This window comes from Lentzea sp. NPDC059081, from assembly GCF_042738015.1.
GTDB lineage: Bacteria > Actinomycetota > Actinomycetes > Mycobacteriales > Pseudonocardiaceae > Lentzea.
This window is the reverse complement of the sequence record NZ_JBHYGW010000015.1, coordinates 157,549-175,971: the sequence shown is the minus strand read 5'-3', so window position 1 is coordinate 175,971 and position 18,423 is coordinate 157,549. Positions and strand designations below refer to the sequence as shown.

Annotated in this window: 17 protein-coding genes, 1 tRNA gene and 1 pseudogene; 8 read left to right on the top strand and 11 right to left on the bottom strand. The window is 68.9% G+C overall.

Annotated features, from left to right (window positions below; genetic code table 11):
- Window positions 1–243 precede the first annotated feature (243 nt).
- A complete protein-coding gene (locus ACFWV3_RS29120; RefSeq protein WP_382415666.1) occupies window positions 244–1,941 on the top strand; it encodes a substrate-binding and VWA domain-containing protein in 1,698 nt (565 codons plus the stop codon).
- Between the two features lie 95 nt (window positions 1,942–2,036).
- Here the strand turns inward: ACFWV3_RS29120 and ACFWV3_RS29115 are convergent.
- From ACFWV3_RS29115 to dacB, 5 genes and pseudogenes are all read right to left on the bottom strand, one after another.
- A pseudogene (locus tag ACFWV3_RS29115) lies at window positions 2,037–3,244 on the bottom strand (IS110 family transposase).
- Between the two features lie 469 nt (window positions 3,245–3,713).
- The gene (gene hpt / locus ACFWV3_RS29110) at window positions 3,714–4,262 is read right to left on the bottom strand and encodes a hypoxanthine phosphoribosyltransferase (protein WP_325517542.1); all 549 of its coding nucleotides are present in this window, start codon (window positions 4,260–4,262) and stop codon (window positions 3,714–3,716) included.
- Window positions 4,263–4,279: 17 nt separating this feature from the next.
- Complete coding sequence (gene tilS / locus ACFWV3_RS29105) at window positions 4,280–5,191, bottom strand: tRNA lysidine(34) synthetase TilS (protein WP_382415665.1); 912 nt, start codon at window positions 5,189–5,191, stop codon at window positions 4,280–4,282.
- On the bottom strand, window positions 5,188–6,231 hold the full coding sequence (locus ACFWV3_RS29100) for a zinc-dependent metalloprotease (RefSeq protein ID WP_382415663.1): 1,044 nt from the start codon (window positions 6,229–6,231) through the stop codon (window positions 5,188–5,190). Before ACFWV3_RS29100 ends, tilS begins: the two co-directional genes overlap by 4 nt.
- A gap of 28 nt (window positions 6,232–6,259) precedes the next feature.
- Window positions 6,260–8,389, bottom strand: a complete 2,130-nt coding sequence (gene dacB, locus ACFWV3_RS29095) for a D-alanyl-D-alanine carboxypeptidase/D-alanyl-D-alanine-endopeptidase (protein WP_382415661.1) — start codon at window positions 8,387–8,389, stop codon at window positions 6,260–6,262.
- A 123-nt stretch (window positions 8,390–8,512) separates the two neighbouring features.
- On the opposite strand from dacB, the gene ACFWV3_RS29090 reads away from it, so the two are divergent.
- Entirely contained in the window at window positions 8,513–9,019 is a 507-nt protein-coding gene (locus tag ACFWV3_RS29090; RefSeq protein WP_382415659.1) for an inorganic diphosphatase, read from the top strand.
- Between the two features lie 720 nt (window positions 9,020–9,739).
- Here the strand turns inward: ACFWV3_RS29090 and ACFWV3_RS29085 are convergent.
- On the bottom strand, window positions 9,740–11,386 hold the full coding sequence (locus ACFWV3_RS29085; protein ID WP_382415657.1) for an MDR family MFS transporter: 1,647 nt from the start codon (window positions 11,384–11,386) through the stop codon (window positions 9,740–9,742).
- A gap of 2 nt (window positions 11,387–11,388) precedes the next feature.
- Window positions 11,389–11,916, bottom strand: a complete 528-nt coding sequence (locus tag ACFWV3_RS29080) for a MarR family winged helix-turn-helix transcriptional regulator (protein ID WP_382415655.1) — start codon at window positions 11,914–11,916, stop codon at window positions 11,389–11,391.
- 174 nt (window positions 11,917–12,090) lie between these two features.
- Between ACFWV3_RS29080 and ACFWV3_RS29075 the strand changes: the two genes are divergently transcribed.
- The 3 genes from ACFWV3_RS29075 to ACFWV3_RS29065 all read left to right on the top strand — a co-directional run bounded on the left by ACFWV3_RS29075 (window position 12,091) and on the right by ACFWV3_RS29065 (window position 14,326).
- Window positions 12,091–12,543 (top strand): DUF4442 domain-containing protein, encoded by a 453-nt coding sequence (locus ACFWV3_RS29075; RefSeq protein ID WP_382415653.1) that lies wholly within the window; start codon window positions 12,091–12,093, stop codon window positions 12,541–12,543.
- Window positions 12,544–12,759: 216 nt separating this feature from the next.
- Window positions 12,760–13,353, top strand: a complete 594-nt coding sequence (locus ACFWV3_RS29070) for an excalibur calcium-binding domain-containing protein (protein ID WP_382415651.1) — start codon at window positions 12,760–12,762, stop codon at window positions 13,351–13,353.
- A gap of 13 nt (window positions 13,354–13,366) precedes the next feature.
- A complete protein-coding gene (locus ACFWV3_RS29065; RefSeq protein WP_382415649.1) occupies window positions 13,367–14,326 on the top strand; it encodes a TIGR03617 family F420-dependent LLM class oxidoreductase in 960 nt (319 codons plus the stop codon).
- On the opposite strand, the gene ACFWV3_RS29060 is transcribed toward ACFWV3_RS29065, so the two are convergent.
- The gene (locus ACFWV3_RS29060; protein WP_382415647.1) at window positions 14,308–14,481 is read right to left on the bottom strand and encodes a hypothetical protein; all 174 of its coding nucleotides are present in this window, start codon (window positions 14,479–14,481) and stop codon (window positions 14,308–14,310) included. The two genes, ACFWV3_RS29065 and ACFWV3_RS29060, sit on opposite strands and share 19 nt — an antisense overlap.
- 145 nt (window positions 14,482–14,626) lie before the next feature.
- Here ACFWV3_RS29060 and ACFWV3_RS29055 point away from each other — a divergent pair, with 145 nt between their 5' ends.
- From ACFWV3_RS29055 to ACFWV3_RS29045, 3 genes are read left to right on the top strand one after another with little or no spacing between them, the layout of a single operon-like run.
- On the top strand, window positions 14,627–15,229 hold the full coding sequence (locus ACFWV3_RS29055) for an ArsR/SmtB family transcription factor (RefSeq protein ID WP_382415645.1): 603 nt from the start codon (window positions 14,627–14,629) through the stop codon (window positions 15,227–15,229).
- Window positions 15,226–15,942, top strand: coding sequence for an SRPBCC domain-containing protein (locus tag ACFWV3_RS29050; RefSeq protein WP_382415643.1), 717 nt, complete (start codon window positions 15,226–15,228; stop codon window positions 15,940–15,942). The genes ACFWV3_RS29055 and ACFWV3_RS29050 overlap by 4 nt, the downstream gene beginning before the upstream one ends.
- Window positions 15,943–15,987: 45 nt before the next feature.
- Window positions 15,988–16,692: an HNH endonuclease family protein gene (locus ACFWV3_RS29045; RefSeq protein ID WP_382415641.1), complete on the top strand. Its 705-nt coding sequence runs from the start codon at window positions 15,988–15,990 to the stop codon at window positions 16,690–16,692.
- Here ACFWV3_RS29045 and ACFWV3_RS29040 read toward each other — a convergent pair whose 3' ends face one another.
- From ACFWV3_RS29040 to ACFWV3_RS29030, 3 genes are all read right to left on the bottom strand, one after another.
- Window positions 16,693–17,193 (bottom strand): hypothetical protein, encoded by a 501-nt coding sequence (locus tag ACFWV3_RS29040; protein ID WP_382415639.1) that lies wholly within the window; start codon window positions 17,191–17,193, stop codon window positions 16,693–16,695. It abuts the gene before it with no gap.
- A gap of 6 nt (window positions 17,194–17,199) precedes the next feature.
- Complete coding sequence (locus tag ACFWV3_RS29035) at window positions 17,200–18,195, bottom strand: hypothetical protein (protein WP_382415638.1); 996 nt, start codon at window positions 18,193–18,195, stop codon at window positions 17,200–17,202.
- A gap of 99 nt (window positions 18,196–18,294) precedes the next feature.
- A tRNA-Thr gene (locus ACFWV3_RS29030) sits at window positions 18,295–18,368 on the bottom strand.
- Between the last annotated feature and the right edge of the window lie 55 nt (window positions 18,369–18,423).

Here is an 18,423-nt window from a genome sequence, read left to right as displayed (position 1 = left end):
TACCGCCCGCTGGTCGGGTACTGAGCAACCAACGGGCGGGGACGGTTCCGGGTTCCCGCTCGTGACCCCCGCCACGCATGTTCACGCACTTTGGTTCATCCGGAACATTTGCCGCCACCCGGACGAGTGACGCAGGTCACGCCGTCTCAGTACGTTTGGGGGTCACATGTCATCCTCATACCTCCCCCGAGTGTTTCCCCGCCACTCGAAAGAGTGAACACGTGACCGAAGGTAAGTAACTGTATGTCAGCACGTCACACCTCCCCCGGCTTGTTCCGGCGGGTGGCCCTCCCCGTGGGCGCCCTGCTCGGAGTGGTCGCGGCGGCAGGCGTCACAGTTGTGGCACTGCGTGTCACCAGTGGTGCCGACTGCTCCGGCGCACTGCCCCTGAAGGTCGCCGTCACCCCCGCCGCACTGGACGTGGTGAACGCGGCCGCCCAGGACTACCAGCGGTCACAACCGGTCGTGAACGGCCGGTGCGTCCAGGTCCAGGTCGAGTCGCGCAACGCGGCCGACGTGGCCAACGAGCTGCCCACCGCGCAGATCAACCCGCACTCGCTGTGGATCCCCGACTCGTCGATGTGGGCGGCCGAGGCACAGCGCCAGTCAGCGGAGACCGGCCCGGAGGCCCCGAAGCTGGACATCAAGCCCTCGCTGGCGTCCAGCCCGCTCGTGATGGCGGGCTCGGAACAGGCGATGTCGAAGATCGGCTTCCCGGTCCAGCCCGTCTCCTGGGCGAAGGTCGTCGACCCGAGGGTCCAGATCTCGATGAGCGACCCGACGATGACGTCGGAGGGCCTCGCCTCGCTGTTCGTGATCAGAACCCTGCTCGGCAACGCGGACGGCACCCCCAAGCCCGAGCTCGTCGGCACCCTGCTCCGGGTGGGCCGCAGCGCCGTCCCGTCGGTGCGCGACTCGTTCGGCAAGGTCACCACCGACGCCGACAAGGCCCCGCTCTTCGCCGCCACCGAGCAGTCGGTCGTGGCGAACAACCGCTCGGTCAAGGCCAACGCCGTCCTGGGCGCCCCGCCCAAGGAGGGCACGCTCTCGTTCGACTACCCCCTGGTCCGGGTCTCCCGCCCGAACGAGCCGGAGGGCATCGGCGAGGCGGCGGCCGAGTTCGAGAAGGTCCTGCGCTCGGCGAACACCTCGAAGCGCTTCGGTGAGGCAGGCTTCCGCACGGTCCAGGGCGCGGCCCCTGCCAAGTGGTCGACCGACGTCGAGGGCGTGCAGGCCGGCGACGTGAAGCTGATCGAGACCCCGAACGCCGACCAGGTCTCCGAACTGCTGCGCACTTGGGGGGCCATCAGCCTCGACATGCGCATGCTGACCGTCATCGACGTCTCCGGCTCGATGATCGAGAAGAGCGGCAACGGCAAGACCCGCGTCGAGGCGGCCACCGAGGCCTCGATGACCGCCCTCTCGATGCTCCCGGACACCACCCAGATCGGCCTCTGGGCCTTCTCCACGGACAAGAAGCCGCCGAACGACTGGATCGAACTGGTCCCGATCGGCCCGCTGGGAGAACCCCTGGCAGGCGTGGCCCGCCGCAAGCGCCTGGAAGCAGGCGCCTCGCAGCTCACCAACCTCGTGGGCGGCGGCACGGCGCTGAACGACACGACCCTGGCAGCGTTCCGCCACGTCCTGGCGGGCTACGACGCGTCGAAGGTCAACTCCGTGGTCCTCATGACCGACGGCCGCAACGACGACATCTCGTCGATCGACACGGCCGCCCTCATCGAGACGCTGAAGCGGGAGTCCGACCCCGCCAAGCCCGTCCCGATCATCATGGTCGGCCTGGGCGACGAGGTGGACATGGACGCCCTCCGCTCGATCTCCGCCGCCACCGGCGGCAAGGCCTACCAGGCGAAGAACCCGGAGGACATCCGCGGCGTGCTCCTCGACGCGGTGTCGCAGCGGCGCTGCCGCCCGAACTGCTGACCGTCCTCGCACACGACGAACGCCGGGTCTCCCACGTGGGAGGCCCGGCGTTCGTCTTTCAAGCGATGCCGAAGACATCCCAGTTGCTGGGGATGTCAAGCGGCGGTGGTGTGGTGGGCCCAGGCGGTGTCCTCGTTGTAGTGGGTGTGGGTTTTGAGGCAGCCGTGCAGGATGCCGACGAGGCGGTTGGCGAGTTGGCGTAGCGCCGGGTTGTGGCCCAGTCCTCGGGTGCGTTGTTGCTGGTAGTAGGCGTGGGCGCCGGGGCTGACGCGCATGGCGACGAAGGCCTGGGCGATGAGGGCGTCCAGTAGCCGGTCGTTGTGGACGTGCCGGGCGCGGACGGTGCGTTTGCGGCCGGAGGCGATGGTGAGCGGGCTGGTGCCGGCGTAGTTCTTGCGGGCTTTCGCGCTCGTGTAGCGGGCGGGGTCGTCTCCGAACTCGGCCAGCACCCGAGCGCCGAGAACGCGTCCCATCCCCGGCTGGGACAGCACGATCTCAGCGTCCGGGTGCCGGCCAAAATGGGCCTCGACCTCGTCCTGCAAGCCGTGGATCTGCTCGGCCAGCGTGGCCAGGATCGCGATGGTGGCGCGGGTGGTCGCGGCGTAGGCGGCGGTCACCACCGGCGGCCGGCCCAACTGCTCGGTGCGCAACGCGGCCTGGATCTCAGCGGCCTTGACGTCGAGGTCACGCCGCCGCGCCCGCTGCAACGCGCCACGGATCTGGTTGAACGACAACCTCTTCGCGCTGTCCGGATCAGACGCCCGGCCCAGCAACTCCAGCGTGTCCGCCGCGTCCAAATCCGGGAACGCCGCCAGCGCTGCCGGGAAGTACTCCCGCAACGAGTGCCGCAGCCGCAGCGTGTGACGGGTGCGGTCCCAGATCAGCGTCTTGTGCACCCTGGCGACGACCTTGATGCCCTCGGCCCCGGCCGAGTCCCCCGCGACCGGCCGCAGCTGGTGGGCGTCGGTGCGGACCATGTCCGCCAGCACATGCGCGTCCCCCGCATCGCTTTTCGCACCCGACACCTGATGACGGTCCCGGAACCGCGCCACCGACAACGGATTCACCGCGAACACCTCATAGCCCGCGGCGACCAGCGCCGCGACCCACGGACCCCGATCGGTCTCGATCCCGACCCGGACCTGCACATCCTCGGCGTCCACATCACCGGCGTGCTCGGCGATCAACGCGTGCAACCGGGCCATCCCCGCCACACCCTCCGGCAACCGGGCCTTCGCGAGCCTGCGCCCATCACCTCGACATCGTGATGATCCTCGGCCCAGTCATCACCCACCAACAGCAGCATCGTGCCCTCCCGTCGACATCGCCGAGCAGCAGCGGGAGAACACATCAGCGACCTAATGAACAGTGCTCACGCCCAGCGGACGGGCACGACATCCCAGCAGCGATCCCGTTCTCCCGGCACCGGTGAGGGCACGATCTTCGGCAAGGACTCCACCGTCCAGGCGAGACAAGTGCTCACCCACCAGCGCTACCAGAACCGAGCCTGCCAGACGACCGGCCCACCACTCATTAGGCGAGCCGTATCAACACCCGCACTTCCAACCGCGATGCCGAAGGCGAGCCGTCTTCCCTCACGCCGCTGGGCAGCGGCGCACCCAATCGCGGATCGTCGCGAAGCGGCGATGCACCCAGGTCTTCGTCCGAGGTGCACGCCCACGCTGGAACAGGCACCCAACCGCCCAGAGCGACCACGCTGGAACTCGCCCGGCCCCATGGCAAAACCACGCTGGAAGCCCGTCCCCAAATCCTCAGTTCGAGTAAACCTTCGGGTCCAACGTCCCGATGTACGGCAGATCCCGGTACCGCTCCGCATAGTCCAGCCCGTACCCGACGACGAACTCGTTGGGAATGTCGAACCCGACGTACTTCACCGGCACCTCGACCTTCACCGCGTCCGGCTTGCGCAGCAGCGTGCACACCTGCAACGACCGGGGCCGCCGGGACTGCAGGTTCTTCAGCAACCAGGACAGCGTGAGCCCCGAGTCGATGATGTCCTCGACGATCACCACGTTGCGGTCGGCGATGTCGCGGTCCAGGTCCTTCAGGATCCGCACCACGCCGGAGGACGACGTGGAGGAGCCGTAGGACGAAACGGCCATGAACTCGAGCTGCACCGGGACGGGCAGCGCGCGAGCGAGATCGGCCATGAACATCACGGCGCCCTTGAGCACGGTGATGAGCACGAGGTCGGAGTCACCTTCTGGGTGATCAGCCGCGACCTGCTTGGCGAGTTCGGTGACCTTGTCGCTGATCTCCTGCTCGGTGATGAGCACGGATGCGATGTCGCCGTCGTACACGGACAGGTCCCCTCTGCTTAAGACTGTGGTTCCACAACGAGCCTGCCATGCGCACGGCTTGCGACAAAGCCGCCAGGTAGCCAGACACCGCCCTGACCGCGCCATTCACTCACCAGGGCGTCAACTCGTCGCAGGTGCGAATCGGACAGTTCCGGCACACCCTCCTCGATGAGCCACGATCGGAGCACTCTGCGCCGCAAAGCCGCAGGCAGTTCGGCGATGTCGTCGATGGCGCAGCAGTCGCCGCTGAAGGCCGACGCGAGAGAGTCGAGTGCGTCACAGTCCTCGCGAAGCTGGGCCGCCGTGCGTGCCAACGACGATGCGACGCCGCCCTGCAGCACGTCCTCCAACAACGGCAGCACTTCCGAACGCAGCCGCACACGGGTGAACGACGGGTCCGTGTTGTGCGGGTCTTCCCACGGCTCGATGCCCTGCTCCACACACGCGGCGCGCGTGACGGCTCGTGAGACGCCCAGCAACGGACGGCCCCACGGGTGGTCGTAGGCGCGCATGCCGGCTATCGAGCGCGGACCGGAGCCGCGGCCGAGGCCGAGCAGCACGGTCTCCGCCTGGTCGTCGAGGGTGTGGCCGAGCAGCACGATCCCATCCGCCGGTCTCAGCGCCGCGTACCGGGCGGTGCGCGCCGCCGCCTCGGGGCCGCCGGGCCCCTCGACCCGCACCGCCTCCACGCGCGACACGAGGCCGAACCCGGCGCACTGGGCGGACGCGCGCAGGGCCACGTCCGCCGAACCCGGCTGGAGCTGGTGGTCGACGACCACCGCGGACGCGCCGGGCAGCAGCCTGCCCACGCAGGCGGCCAGCGCCAGCGAGTCCGCGCCGCCGGAGACCGCGACGGTCACCGCGTCCGGGCGGACCTCGTCGAGGAACCTGCGGACGGCCGTCCTGATCTCGGCGACCGGTCCGTTCACGGCGCCACGCGGCGCAGCCAGCTCAGGGGTTCGGCGATCTCGGCACGGGTCGGCAGGGTGTCCGCGGACGTCCAGATCGCGTTGAAGCCGTCCATGCCCACGCGCTCGACGACGTACGAGGTGAACTCCGCGCCCTCCTCGTACTGGCGCACCTTCGCCTCGACGCCGAGCACCGTGCGCAGGATCCGGTCGAGCAGGCCGCCGCCCTTGCGGCGCGCGGTGAAGCGGCTGCGGATGGTCGAGACGGACGGCACCACCGAGGGACCGACCGCGTCCATCACGTGGTCCGCGTGGCCTTCGAGCAAAGTGGACAGTGCGATCAACCGGTCCAGCACGGCCTTCTGCTGCGGCGACTGGATGAGCTCGATCAGCCCCATCGGACCGTCGCCCTCGCGCAGCTTCTGCCGGAAGTCGCGGATCACGTCGGACAGCGGCGCCCGTTCCTCGTCCATTGAGGACAGCAGTGCGGTCACCTGGTCGGAGAAGTACCGGCGCAGCCACGGCACGCCGGTGAACTGCAGGCGGTGCGTGCACTCGTGCAGGCACACCCACATCCGGAAGTCGTCGTCCGGCACGTCCAGGGCCTGTTGCGCGCCAACGATGTTCGGCGCGACCAGCAGCAGGCGCCCGGCGAGCTGGTCCTCTGGGCCGAACGGGTCGTACTGCCCGAGCACCCGCGACGACAGGAACGCCATCACGACGCCCGCCTGCACACCGGCCGTGCCCGCGAGGATGCCCGCCATCGGACCGGTCGGACGGGTCATCGCGGGCCCGGTCAACGCGGCCAGGCCCTGCGCGGCGGCCTTCACCCACGCGGGGCGGTCCACGACCTCGCCCGGCAGCAGCGGCAGACCCTGACCGAGCCCTGTCAGCTCTCTGACGTGGACCTCGGCCTGCGGAGCGAGCTCGCGAAGCCTGCCGACGACGTGGTCGGCCTCGTCCTTGCCGATCACCGGTCCTGGTCGCACGAGACGAACGGCGGTCGAGACCGCCAGGTCCCAGTCCACCGGTCCGAGCTCTGCCTCCGTCGCGCCGTTCACGCTTCCGACGCTACCTGCGCACGCCCCGCTACGAACAGCCACAGCCTCGCAACGCAGCAGCCATCACGTCGAGCGCCGGCCTCACCTCGGTCTCCGGATTGCCGTTGCTGGCCGACATGAACGCGAAGACGAGCACCCGCCCGTCGACGTCGACGACCACGCCGGCGAGCGCGTTCACGCCGGTGAGAGTGCCGGTCTTGGCCCGCACCCAGCCCTTGCCTTCCGCGGAGTTGCCCGTGTAGCGACCGGCGAGCGTGCCGCTGCCGCCCGCGACCGGCAGCGCCGTCAACAGTGGACGCAGCTTCGCGGTGCGCGGGTCGTCCAGGGTGGGCTTGGCCGAGGCGGTGAGGACGTCGGTGAGGAGCTTGGCCGGGATCTTGTTCGTGGCGGAGAGGCCGCTGCCGTCGACGAAGGTCGCGCCGGTGAGGTCGAACCCGTTCTTGGTCAGGATGTCGCGCACGGCCTTGACGCCGCCCGCGAACGACGGCTCGTTGCCGGTCTTGATCGCGATCTCGCGGGCGACCGCCTCGGTGAGGACGTTGTCCGAGATCTGCATCATGTTGTCGACGAGCTGCTCGACCGGCGCCGACTTGATCTCGCCGAGCACCTGCGCGCCGGCCGGTGCCGTGCCCGCGGTGGCGCCGGGGGCACCGATGCGCTGCGCGAACGCGTCGGCCGCCGCCTGACCGGGACTGCCGGTGCGGGCGCCGTTGACGTTGGCCTGGTCGACCCGCCCGCCGTCGAGCATGAACGGCACGATCGGCGCGACCGAGCCGCCGCCGATGTCGGCCTGCTCCCACTGCGGCCCGAGCGCCTCGCCGGTGTAGCGGCTGAGGTCGAAGAGGACCTTGGTGACGGCGCCCTTCTGCTTGACCTGGTTGACCAGGTCGTCGAGCGACGCGGCGCCGGGGTAGACGGACCGGCCGGGAACGCCGGAGACGGTCGGGTCGCCCCCACCGACGATCACGACCGTGCCGGGCTCGGCGCCCTGCACGACCTTGGTGCTGAGCTGGTCGGTCCGCTCCAGGCTGAGCAGGGCCGCGGCCGCCGTGAGGATCTTCAGGCTCGACGCGGGGGTGGCGGGCGTCGTGTCGCCCTGCTGCCACAGCGCGGAGCCGTTGGCGGGGTCGACGACGCTGCCCGTCAGCGTGCCGAGGACACCGTTGCCCGCCGGACCGGTGAGGGCCTGCTTCACGCCGCCGGCGGACGGGGCCGGCCCACCCGCGGTGGCCGCCTTGACGAGCTGCTGGACGGCGGCGGGCGGGGCGGGCGGCCTGGTCTCGACGGCCTCGGTGCCGCCGAACTCGTTGACCGCGTAGACGGTGGCGCCGGCCAGCGCCGCCACGACCAGGAGGCTGAGGACCGCGAAGAGGGCCTTGCGGCTCTTCCTGGGCTCGTCGTGGGTGAGCCGGTCCTCCGGTTCCTCCTCGTAGCCGGTGACGGGGAGCTTCTCGGGGCGCTGCTGCTGGGGTTCGGGACGCGGCGGTGCCGGGCGCTGCGGCTGCTTCGGCGGTTGTTGTTGCGGCTGCTTCTCGAAGCGGGCCTGCTCCTGGCGTTGGAGCTGGTCGACGCGCACGGTCGCGATGGGCGGCGGCTGCTCCTGACGAGGAGGCTGGTCAGGGCGCTTCGCGTCCGGCGTGGCCTGCTGGTCGAACCACGACTGGTTCGACGCCGGCAACTGGTCGACGCGCGCGGTCTTGGCGTTGGCGACGTCCTGCTTCGGCACGACGCGGGTCCGCTGGCGCTGGGGCTCGACCGCCGGCGCCTTCTCCCCCGACGGGATCCGCACGGGGGCCGCCCGCGGGGACTCGACCGGCTTGAGGTCCACCACGGTGCGCTCGGACTCCGAGGCCTGCCGGGGTTGGCCGACTTCCGGACCAATCGGTGCGTGAGACTTCCCACCCGGCTTGTCGCCGGAAGTGCTCCCCGACCCCTGCTGAGGCCCCTTCCGACCACCCGGCTGCCCGCCGGGCACCGCACGGACGGGCGACGAGCGCAGAGGCTCCTGTGTGGACGGTGCCGACAGCACCGACGCCAACGGGAACCGCATCGTCGGCTGGTCCACGGACGGACGGCTGACCTGCACCGTCGCCTCGGCGGACGCGCCGGCGGACTCGGCGTCGTCGTCCTCGGTCGGCCACTGGGGCTCGTCCGCCAAGAGGACCTCCGTGAGCTCGGTACGGGCAATCTCACACCCTCGAGCCGCCGCTCCGATGAGGGTTGACAGGGCGTCGTGGTCCACACTAGTGGGGTCACGAATGGGCTACATGAGCGAGGACCAGTGGAGTTCGACGTCCTGATCGAGATCCCCAAGGGCGTGCGCAACAAGTACGAGGTGGACCACAAGTCTGGTCGCATCCGCCTCGACCGCACGTTGTTCACGTCGACGCAGTACCCCGCCGACTACGGGTTCATCGAGAACACCCTGGGTGAGGACGGCGACCCCCTGGACGCCCTCGTCCTCGTCCAGGAGCCGACGTTCCCCGGCTGCCTGATCGCGGCTCGCGCCATCGGCATGTTCCGCATGACCGACGAGAAGGGCGGCGACGACAAGGTTCTCTGCGTCCCGGCCTTCGACCCGCGGCACGAGCACCTGCGCGACATCCACCACCTGGCGGAGTTCGACCGCCTGGAGATCCAGCACTTCTTCGAGGTCTACAAGGACCTGGAGCCGGGCAAGAGCGTCGAGGGCGCGACCTGGGTGGGCCGCACCGAGGCCGAGGCCGAGATCAAGCGCTCCTACCAGCGCCTGAAGGACGCCGAGGCCAACGGCGAGACGTTCCACTGAGGCGTGCGCGATGAGGCCGTCCCCCGGTTGGGAGGACGGCCTTTGTCGTTGGGCGGGCGGGTGCGCGACCTGGCTCGGCGGGGCGGGCGCCTGACGGAGCAGGTGGGCTCTGACGCGCGCCTCACGGGGCTGGTTCATCCGACGCGGGCTGACGGGGTTGGTCGTGCAGCTGGCGCACGTCTGGTGGCGCAGCTTCGTTGGCCCGACGCGTACCCGGTGCCGGAGGCTCGGCCTCGGGGCGCGGAACGATAAAACCCTCGCACCGTCAGCACCCGTGCGCGCAAGGCTGCGCATCGCGCTGAGGGGACCCCTCCGCCGCAACGCGACCTGAAAGCAGGCGGTGGCCGACGCGCGGACGGCCGCGAAACCTCGATTCCACGCGCACGGGCGCGAAAGCTCGATTCCAGGCGCCCGGCGATAAAACCCTCGCACTGCCACCGCACGTGCGCGCAAGACGACGCATCGCGCCGAGGGGACCCTCAGTTGGGCGCAGCCAGCCGGCTCGGCCAGCGGACCCGCCAGCGCGGACCCGCAAGGGCAGGCCCGCCAGGCCCGCCAAGTCCTTTCCGCCCCACCGAACCCGGCCGTCCCGCCAACCCCGAGCCATCCGCCGCCTTGACCACCCGCCGATCCAGCGCGCCCTCCCAGCCGACCCTCCCCAGCAACGCAGAAGGCCCCCGACGCCAAGCCGGGGGCCTTCCTCACGCAGTCAGCAGCTCACTAGTGGATCGCGACAGCCTCGGCGTCCGCGACCCGCTCCAGACCCGACTTGGTCGACAGCGGCTTCTCGCGCAGGAACCACACGAGGACGAACGCCGCCACCATCACGATGCCGCCGGTCATGAAGACCAGGTCGATCGCGCCGGAGAACCCGTCGAGGAACGGCTTCGCCAGCACCGGGTCGAGGTTCTTGAGGAACTCGGTGTTGTTGATGTCCACGCCCGAACCGCCGCCGCCCTGCAGCATCTTGGCGAAGTCCGGGTTGTGGCCCAGCGCCGACTTGAACGCCTCGGTCTGCAGCGCGGCCTTGAGGCCCTCGGCGATCTTGTCGCCGACCGTGCTGAACAGGATCGACAGGAACACCGCGGTGCCGACGGTGCCACCGATCTGGCGGAAGAACGTCGCCGAGGCGGTCGCCACGCCCATGTCGCGGGGCTCGGCGTCGTTCTGGATCGCCAGCAGCAGCGTCTGCATGCACTGGCCGAGGCCGGCGCCCATGATGAACATGTAGATCATGGTCTGCCAGTTCGGCGTGTCCGTGCCGATCGTGCTGAACAGGAACAACGCGATCGCCATCAGGCCGGCGCCGATGATCGGGAAGATCTTGTAGCGGCCGGTGGACGAGGTGATCTTTCCGGAGATCGCGGTGGCCGACATGATGCCGAAGGTCATCGGCAGCAGCATCAGGCCCGCGGTCGTCGGCGTGACGCCCTTGACGATCTGCAGGTACAGCGGGATGGAGACCATGCCGCCGAACATGCCGATGCCGAGGACGAAGTTGATCGTGTTGCCGAGCGCGAAGGTCTGGTTGCGGAACAACCGGATCGGCAGCAGCGCCTCGTCGCCCATGCGGCTCTCGACCCACACGAACGCGATCAGGCCGACCACGCCGATGACGTACATGATGATCGACGTCGCCGACGCCCAGCCCCACTCGCGGCCCTGTTCGGCCACGATCAGCAGCGGCACCAGGCCGACGGTCAGCGCGATGGCGCCACCGAAGTCGATGCGGTGGTTGACTCGCTGGTGCGGGATGTTCAGCACGCGGGCGACGACGAACAGCGCGAGCAGCGCGATCGGCACGTTGACCAGGAACACCCAGCGCCAGCCGGTGACACCGAGGAACGTGTCGAGACCGGCGAACACACCGCCGATGACCGGGCCGAGCACGCTGGCCGAACCGAACACGGCCATGAAGTACGCGGAGTACTTGCTGCGCTCACGCGGCGAGATGATGTCCGCCATGATCGCGAACGCGAGCGACATCAGACCACCGGCGCCGAGGCCCTGCACCGCGCGGAACGCCGCGAGCTCGTACATCGACGTCGCGATGCCCGAGAGCAGCGAGCCGGCGAGGAACAGCGAGATCGCCGCGAGGTACATCGGCTTGCGGCCGTAGATGTCGGACAGCTTGCCGTACAACGGGGTCGTGATGGTCGCCGTGATCAGGTAGGCGGTGGTCGCCCACGCCTGCAACGTCTGGCCGTGCAGCTGGTCGGCGATGGTCTTCATGGCGCTGGCGACGATCATCTGGTCCAGCGCCGCGAGGAACATGCCCAGCAGCAGGCCGGACAGGATCGTCAGGATTTGGCGATGCGTCAGGGAGGCCCCTGGCGTCGGTGTCGCCGCATCGGTCGTCTGTGACATTTCTAGTTTTCCCCTCCTGCGCGGGTCCCCGTCCCGCGGTCGGTCATGTACGCCGGAACCGAGCGCTCGTAGTCCTGGACGAAGCGCTCGAACAGTTCCGCGAAGTTCTTGATGTCCTCTGCCGGCCATTCGGCGAACATCCGCTCGATGGCCTCGTTGCGCTGCCGGCGCCGGTCCTTGATCAGCGTGAATCCCGCCTTCGTGACAGCGAGAACGCTGGCTCGGCCGTCTGCCGGATCAGCTCGCCTCTCCACGAGCCCGTCCTTGACCAGCCCGGCTACCTGCCGGCTGACCGTGGACGGGTCGGAGAGCACCGCCTCCGCGAGCGCGCTCGAGCGGCACTCCCCGAGTCCGGAGAGAGTCGCGAGGAGAACGAAGGCGGACTTGTCCATGCCCTGCTTGGCCAGCTGGTGCGACACCTGGGCGTGCATCTTGTTCAGGCGCACCATGGCCATGCCGACACGGTCCGCGAGCTCGTGCTCGGGATCGATGCCCATGTCCACGCCGATGCACCTGCCCGGATCGACCATCTGACACCTCGTTGCTTGTATCACCCAACTAGTTGCTGGACACAAGCATCCATCCCGGTCCGCCGGATTGCAAGTGAGTTTCAGGTCTCACTCCACTGTGGAGTGCTATGCACACGCGGAGTGGCTGTTACCGATGGGTAGTCACCTGGGTTACTCATCGGTAGCATCCCTCTCATGAGCCAAGACGTGTCGTTCGTCGCCGACGCCATGAAGCAGGCCGTGCCGTACGTGAAGACCACCGGCATCGAGTTCGAAGAGGTCTCCACCGGCCGCGTCGTCGTGTCGCTGCCGGACCAGCCGACGCTGCACAACCACATCGGCGGGCCGCACGCCGCGGTGATGTTCGGTCTCGGCGAGTCCGCGTCCGGCGCCGTCGTGATGGCCGCGTTCTCCTCGCACCTCGGCAAGGCCACGCCGCTCGCCGTCCGCGCGGACATCTCCTACAAGAAGATCGCGACGGGCGTCCTGCGGGCGGAGGCCGTGCTGGGCCGCTCCGCCGACGACGTCCTGGCCGAGCTCGAGTCCGGCACGCGGCCCGAGTTCCCGGTGACGATCACGATCACCAACGCCGAGGGCGTCACCACCGGTGAGATGACGGTCGTCTGGACGCTCAAGCCCGCCCGCTGAACTGGGCATCTCCGTATTTCAGTTCGGTCACGGGTGAACCTGGCGCAGGCAAATACGTAACCTTGGCCACACGGACGATCTACGGCACTATTCGGTGCCATGTCGGGGTGGAGAGCTGTGAGCGGCGTCCTGTTGGTCGCATTGACGACGGGATGTGCCACACAGATACAGCAGTCGACACCCGTCGCCGTCGAGAAACCGGCTGAGAACACACCGGTGACGACGTCGGCGTCGGTGCCGCCCGCGCAGCTCGACATCACCGTGGCCTCGATCGTCGACGGCCGCGCGGTGGTGCTGTCCGACGGGACGAAGGTCGAGGTCAGCGGCCTCGCCCAGCCCGGCCCGTGCTGGGCGGACGCCGCCGCGGGCTTCGCGAAGAGCATGCTGCTGAACCAGCAGGTCCGCTACGACCGCACCACCGGCGCGCTCAGCCTCGCCGACGGCACCGACTACGCGTTGCTCGCGCTGGGCAACGGCGCCGCGCGCACCGCGGGCACCCCCACGCCCGTGCAGAAGGAGGCCGAGACGGTCGCGCAACAGGTCCCGATGGGGCTCTGGGGCTCGCCGTGCGGCGGCAAGGACACGACCGAGACGCCCACGACTCCCCCGCCGCCACCGCCTCCCGCGCCGGTCACCACCACGACGAAGCCGAAGGTGACCACCACCCAGGCCAAGCCGCCGGTGTTCTTCGCGACCTGCGACGACGCCCGCCGCGCCGGCGCCGCGCCGCTCTACTGGGGCCAGCCGGGCTACCGCGTCGAGCTCGACGAGAACCGCAACGGCATCGCGTGCGAGTCCCGCTACCGCTAATAGCCTCAGCACCATGAAGCTGGACAAGGCCGCCGTCGACTACACCCCCGCCGATGCCGGAGCCATCGCGAAGAGCGCCGAGGACCGGGGTTATGACGGGTTCTGGCTCGCCGAGACGAAGCACGACCCGTTCCTCGCGCTGGCCGGTGCCGCCGCGGCGACCGAGCGGATCGAGCTGGGCACGGCGATCGCGGTGGCGTTCGCCCGCAACCCGATGACCGTCGCCACCACCGCCAACGACCTCCAGCTGCTGTCGGGAGGCCGGTTCAACCTGGGCCTGGGCTCGCAGGTCGAAGCGCACATCACCAAGCGGTTCGCGATGCCGTGGAGCAGGCCGGCCGCGCGGATGCGCGAGTTCGTGCTGGCGATCCGCGCGATCTGGCACGCGTGGGAGACGGGCGAGCGGCTGGCGTTCCGCGGCGAGTTCTACAAGCACACGCTGATGACGCCGTTCTTCAACCCGGGCCCCAACCCGCACGGCACCGCGCCGATCTACCTCGCGGGCGTCGGCGAGCGGATGACGGAGGTGGCGGGCGAGGTCGCGGACGGCTTCCTGTGCCACAACTTCACGACCGAGCGCTACCTGCGCGAGGTGACCCTGCCTGCGCTGAAACGCGGCCGGGCGAAGTCGGGGAAGACGCTGGAGGGCTTCGAGATCAGCGGGCCCGTGTTCGCCGCGACGAACGACGAGGAGATCGCCGACGTCAAGCGGCAGATCGCGTTCTACGGGTCGACGCCCGCGTACCGGCCGGTGCTGGACCTGCACGGCTGGGGTGCGCTGCACGAGGAGCTGCACCGCATGTCGCGGCGGCAGCAGTGGGTGGAGATGAGCGAGCTGGTCACCGACGAGGTGCTGCACGAGTTCTGCGTCGTCGGCACACCGGAGACCGTCACGGCCGCGCTGCTGGACCGCTTCGGCGACCTGGTCACCCGGATCTCACCGTCGGGCGAGCTTCACCGGCCGGAGAAGTGACTGAGCCCCTGACGTGCCAGCTCGGCGTGGAAGCCGTGGAGCTCGGCGCGCACCCGTGCGACGCCCCTCTTGCGTATCCACCTGCGTCTGCCGACGTTGGCGGCGGTCAGGGCGAAGGGTAACGCCAGCAGCGTCAGGACCAGCATTGTGATCATGTTCGTCTCCTCAGGGGTTGCTATCTGGCAACGACCAATCGAGACGCTGCTTACGTTACCGGCTCCAATGCCACCCAGGTGGAGCAAAGTCACCGACAGCAACTCAGTTCTTGACTAAATTTGTTTTCGGTGCGACGGTTGCCCCATGTTCGAAGTGGCGGTGATCGAGGACCCGTCCGCGGCCGAGGTGTCGCTGGACCCCGTGCGGGCGAGGCTGCTCGCGGAGCTGGCAGAGCCGGGATCGGCGACGATGCTCGCCGCGAAGGTCGGCCTGCCCAGGCAGAAGGTGAACTACCACCTGCGCACGCTGGAGCAGCACGGCCTGGTGGAGCTCGTCGAGGAACGGCGCAAGGGCAACGTCAACGAACGCCTGCTGCAGGCGACCGCAGCGTCCTACGTCATCTCCCCGACCGCGCTCGCGGCCGTGCAGCCCGACCCGGCGAGGTCACCCGACCGGTTGTCCGCGCGGTGGCTGCTCGCGGTCTCGGCCAGGCTGGTGCGCGACGTCGGCACGTTGATCACGGGCGCGGCCAAGGCGAAGAAGCGGCTGGCGACCTTCGCGCTGGACGGCGAGATCCGGTTCGCCACCGCCGCGGACCGGGCGGCGTTCGCCGAGGAGCTGGCCGGCTGCGTCACGCAGCTCGTCGCCAAGTACCACGACGAACAGGCCGAAGGAGGGCGCCCGCACCGAGTCGTCGTCGCCCTGCACCCGAGCGTCAACGCCGTCAAGGAGGAGGAGCAGTCGTGACCCACGAGTTCGAGATCAGCAAGGAAGTCGAGGTCGAGGGCACCACGGACGAGGTCTGGGACGCCATCGCGACAGGACCCGGCATCGACTCGTGGTTCATGGGCCCGCACACCGTCGACGGACGCATGGGCGGCCGCATGTCGCTCGACCTGGGCTTCTTCCAGGAAGCCTCGACGATCACGGCCTGGGAGCCCGGCAAACGCCTCGCCTACGAGAGCGACAAGGGCGAGGACGGCACGTTCCACGCGATGGAGTACCTGATCGAGGGCCGCGACCAGGGGTCGACGGTCCTGCGGTTCGTGCACACCGGCATCCTCGCCGACGGCTGGGGCGACGAGTTCGTCGACCAGCAGTCGCACGGCTGGAACATGTACCTGTTCACGCTGGGCCAGTACGTCAAGCACTTCACCGGTCAGCGCGGCACGTACGTCTTCGCGCAGGCACCGGCCGAGCAGCCCGAGGACGCGTGGCCCCGCCTCGCCGCGGCGCTCGGCGTGCCCGTCGACTTCTCGGTCGGCGACGAGGTGACGCTGGAGCCGTTCGGGATTCACGGCGTCATCGACTACGGCGTGCCCAGTGTGTTCTTGGGCGTGCGTGGGCCCGAGGGGCTCTATCGGTTCCACGGCACGCACGCCGTCGGTCACCACATCTTCGGTGACACGGCAGGCCTTCAGGAGAAGTGGTCGGAGTTCCTGACGTCCACGCTGGGGTAGCCCTGTCCGGCATCCGTCGCCCGCGAGTTAGGCCGTTGAGCGGCCATGATCGCTCGCGGCGACGGGTATGCCCTCCGCATGCGGTGGTTGCTGGTGATCCTCCTCCTGAGCGGCTGCTCGGCGCTGCCCCTCGCCTCCTCCGGCCCCCAGCTGGACCGGGTGCCCGCCGGAACCCTCGACGCCGCGACGGCACGCACCTCGCTGGCGGCACTGCCCGTGGCGGCACCGGGCAGGCTCGACGGCTACGTGCGCGACTGCGACGACGGCAAGGCGTGCGTGTTCGGCCAGCCGTGGTTCGACGCGGACGGCGACGGGTGCGACCAGCGCAGCCAGGTCCTGGCGCGCGATCTCACCAACGTCGAGCGCAAGCCCGGCCGGTGCGGCGTGCAGTCCGGGACGTTGGACGACCCGTACACCGGCTCGCAGATCTCCGGCACGTCGAAGATCCAGATCGACCACGTGGTGCCGCTGGCGGAGATGTGGCGCAGCGGGGCGGCGGCCTGGGCGCCGCAGCAGCGGGTGGCGGCGGCGAACGACCTGCGGAACCTCGTCGCGGTGTCGGGGAAGGCGAACCAGTCGAAGAGCGACAAGACGCCGGACCAGTGGATGCCGCCCAATGCGGGGTATGCGTGTTCTTACGGGCGCATGTACGTGACGGTGAAGGCCGCTTATGGGCTTTCTGTCGCGCCTGCGGAGCGGTCGGCGTTGGAGAACGCGCTCGCCAGCTGTGGCACGCCACCCACCACCTGATCAGTCGGTTCTTCGAATCAAACCGGAGTATCCGACCACGACGAGCGTTGCCAGGAGCCACACGACGAGCTGCAGGAGCCAGATCGCCGCAGCAAACGCTTGGCCGCGACGGCTGATCGTGTCCAGATCGCACCGCTCTCGCACGCCTGTCGCCGCCAGCGGCAGACCTCGATCGATTCCCAGCCCTATCTGTTCGAATGTCGAGCATGGCGTGAACGGCAGTTCAGCCCGACTCGTGTGGCCGGCCGCGTACCGCCCGTCGCGGATCGGGGTGTGCCCTGCCCAGAAGCCGAGAAAGCCCGCAGCCGCGAAAGCGAGCAACGTCGCCACGAACATTCGCCCGATCCGGTAACCGTATCCGGCCAACAAACCCCAAAGGCGATGCCTCAGTCGAGACCGCCGACTGTCGAAACCGCCCCGGATCCTTCGGTCGTCCTGTTGAGCGATCAACACCCGGCGAACCGCCACATCGTTGCCGGCCGCACGTTCGACCTCGGCCAACTGCCATTAGGAATGAGCCGTGTAGGCACGCGTGTGCGAGCGGATCCAATGCAGCCATCGCTGCCAGTCCGCGCCCTCAGCCGCAAGCGATCGGTACGACAGACCACTGATCAACAACTCGCCCGCACCGCAGTCACGCTCGGCGTTGTCGCCGCAGAGAAACGTCTCCTCCACCTCGACCCAGCCCGCCGATACGTGCTCGAGACTCACCTTGGCACCGGAAGGATCGGAGTTCTCCGCCGAGGATCCGCGCCAGGAAAGACCACCCAGACGAGAGCCGGACAGGTCCACGGTGACGCTGCTGCTCCGCCCGCGGAACGAGGTCCCGGAGCCGATCTTCAATTGCCCCGCGACATGCAGCCCATGCGCGCTCAGCGCCGGACCTGACGTGTTGCACAGCTTTGAGCCGGAAAGGTCCAGCCCTCCTCCGACAGAAGCGCCCCCCAACATCACTGCGGCGAGCGATGAATCCGAAATCACGGAAAAGCCGTTGCGCAGGAAGAGATTTCTCTCTATTCGAATGTCCTCCGCGTGCAGCGCCGGCCCATGCGCACTTGTCAGCATCGCACCGTCACACTCGACATTTCCTCCGATCCGAGCGCCTGGGAGTCTGACCGTTCTCTGCTCCAGACTCACAGCAGTGAAGCCGTACCTCAAGAACAGGCCACCGGTCACAGTGAGCCGATCCGCGAGCAACGCGGGTACGTGACAGCCTTCCAGCTCGAACCAAGGAAAACGAGCATCTCGAGCGACGACAGGACGCGTAAGCCTGCAGTCGGTGAGATTCAGTCCCGCCGTGCTGAGCACGCCCTCCAAGTCCAGCTGGCCTTCGATCAGCCCGCCGCGCAGCCGCACTCCGCGCGGGTCCACCGTTCCGTAGCGCCCCAGCAGGAGATCACGGATCACGTCCGCGCGAACGACCTCGGTGCCGCCGCACTCGAGGCGCCGCCCGTGCCGGGCAGCCACCACGAGTTTGCGTTCTTGACGGGTCAGGCCACGCATGGACCGCACATGAGGAACGTAGCGGCTCGGGTCGCATCGTTACGAGCTCAAACGAGAACCGGCGGACCCTCCACAGAGGATCCGCCGGTCATCTCACCGAGCCGCCTATCGGAATCGAACCGATGACCTGCTCATTACGAGTGAGCCGCTCTGGCCGACTGAGCTAAGGCGGCGAGACGCGATAACCATAGCGCACCCGAAGACCCGTCACTGACAGGGGGTCGCTTC

Coding starts and splice junctions, on each gene's coding strand:
- ACFWV3_RS29055 (WP_382415645.1), top strand. CDS start 14,627: ATGTTCGAAGTGGCGGTGATCGAGGACCCGTCCGCGGCCGAGGTGTCG.
- ACFWV3_RS29060 (WP_382415647.1), bottom strand. CDS start 14,481: ATGATCACAATGCTGGTCCTGACGCTGCTGGCGTTACCCTTCGCCCTG.
- ACFWV3_RS29045 (WP_382415641.1), top strand. CDS start 15,988: ATGATCGCTCGCGGCGACGGGTATGCCCTCCGCATGCGGTGGTTGCTG.
- ACFWV3_RS29120 (WP_382415666.1), top strand. CDS start 244: ATGTCAGCACGTCACACCTCCCCCGGCTTGTTCCGGCGGGTGGCCCTC.
- ACFWV3_RS29075 (WP_382415653.1), top strand. CDS start 12,091: ATGAGCCAAGACGTGTCGTTCGTCGCCGACGCCATGAAGCAGGCCGTG.
- ACFWV3_RS29080 (WP_382415655.1), bottom strand. CDS start 11,916: ATGGTCGATCCGGGCAGGTGCATCGGCGTGGACATGGGCATCGATCCC.
- ACFWV3_RS29085 (WP_382415657.1), bottom strand. CDS start 11,386: ATGTCACAGACGACCGATGCGGCGACACCGACGCCAGGGGCCTCCCTG.
- ACFWV3_RS29065 (WP_382415649.1), top strand. CDS start 13,367: ATGAAGCTGGACAAGGCCGCCGTCGACTACACCCCCGCCGATGCCGGA.
- ACFWV3_RS29035 (WP_382415638.1), bottom strand. CDS start 18,195: ATGCGTGGCCTGACCCGTCAAGAACGCAAACTCGTGGTGGCTGCCCGG.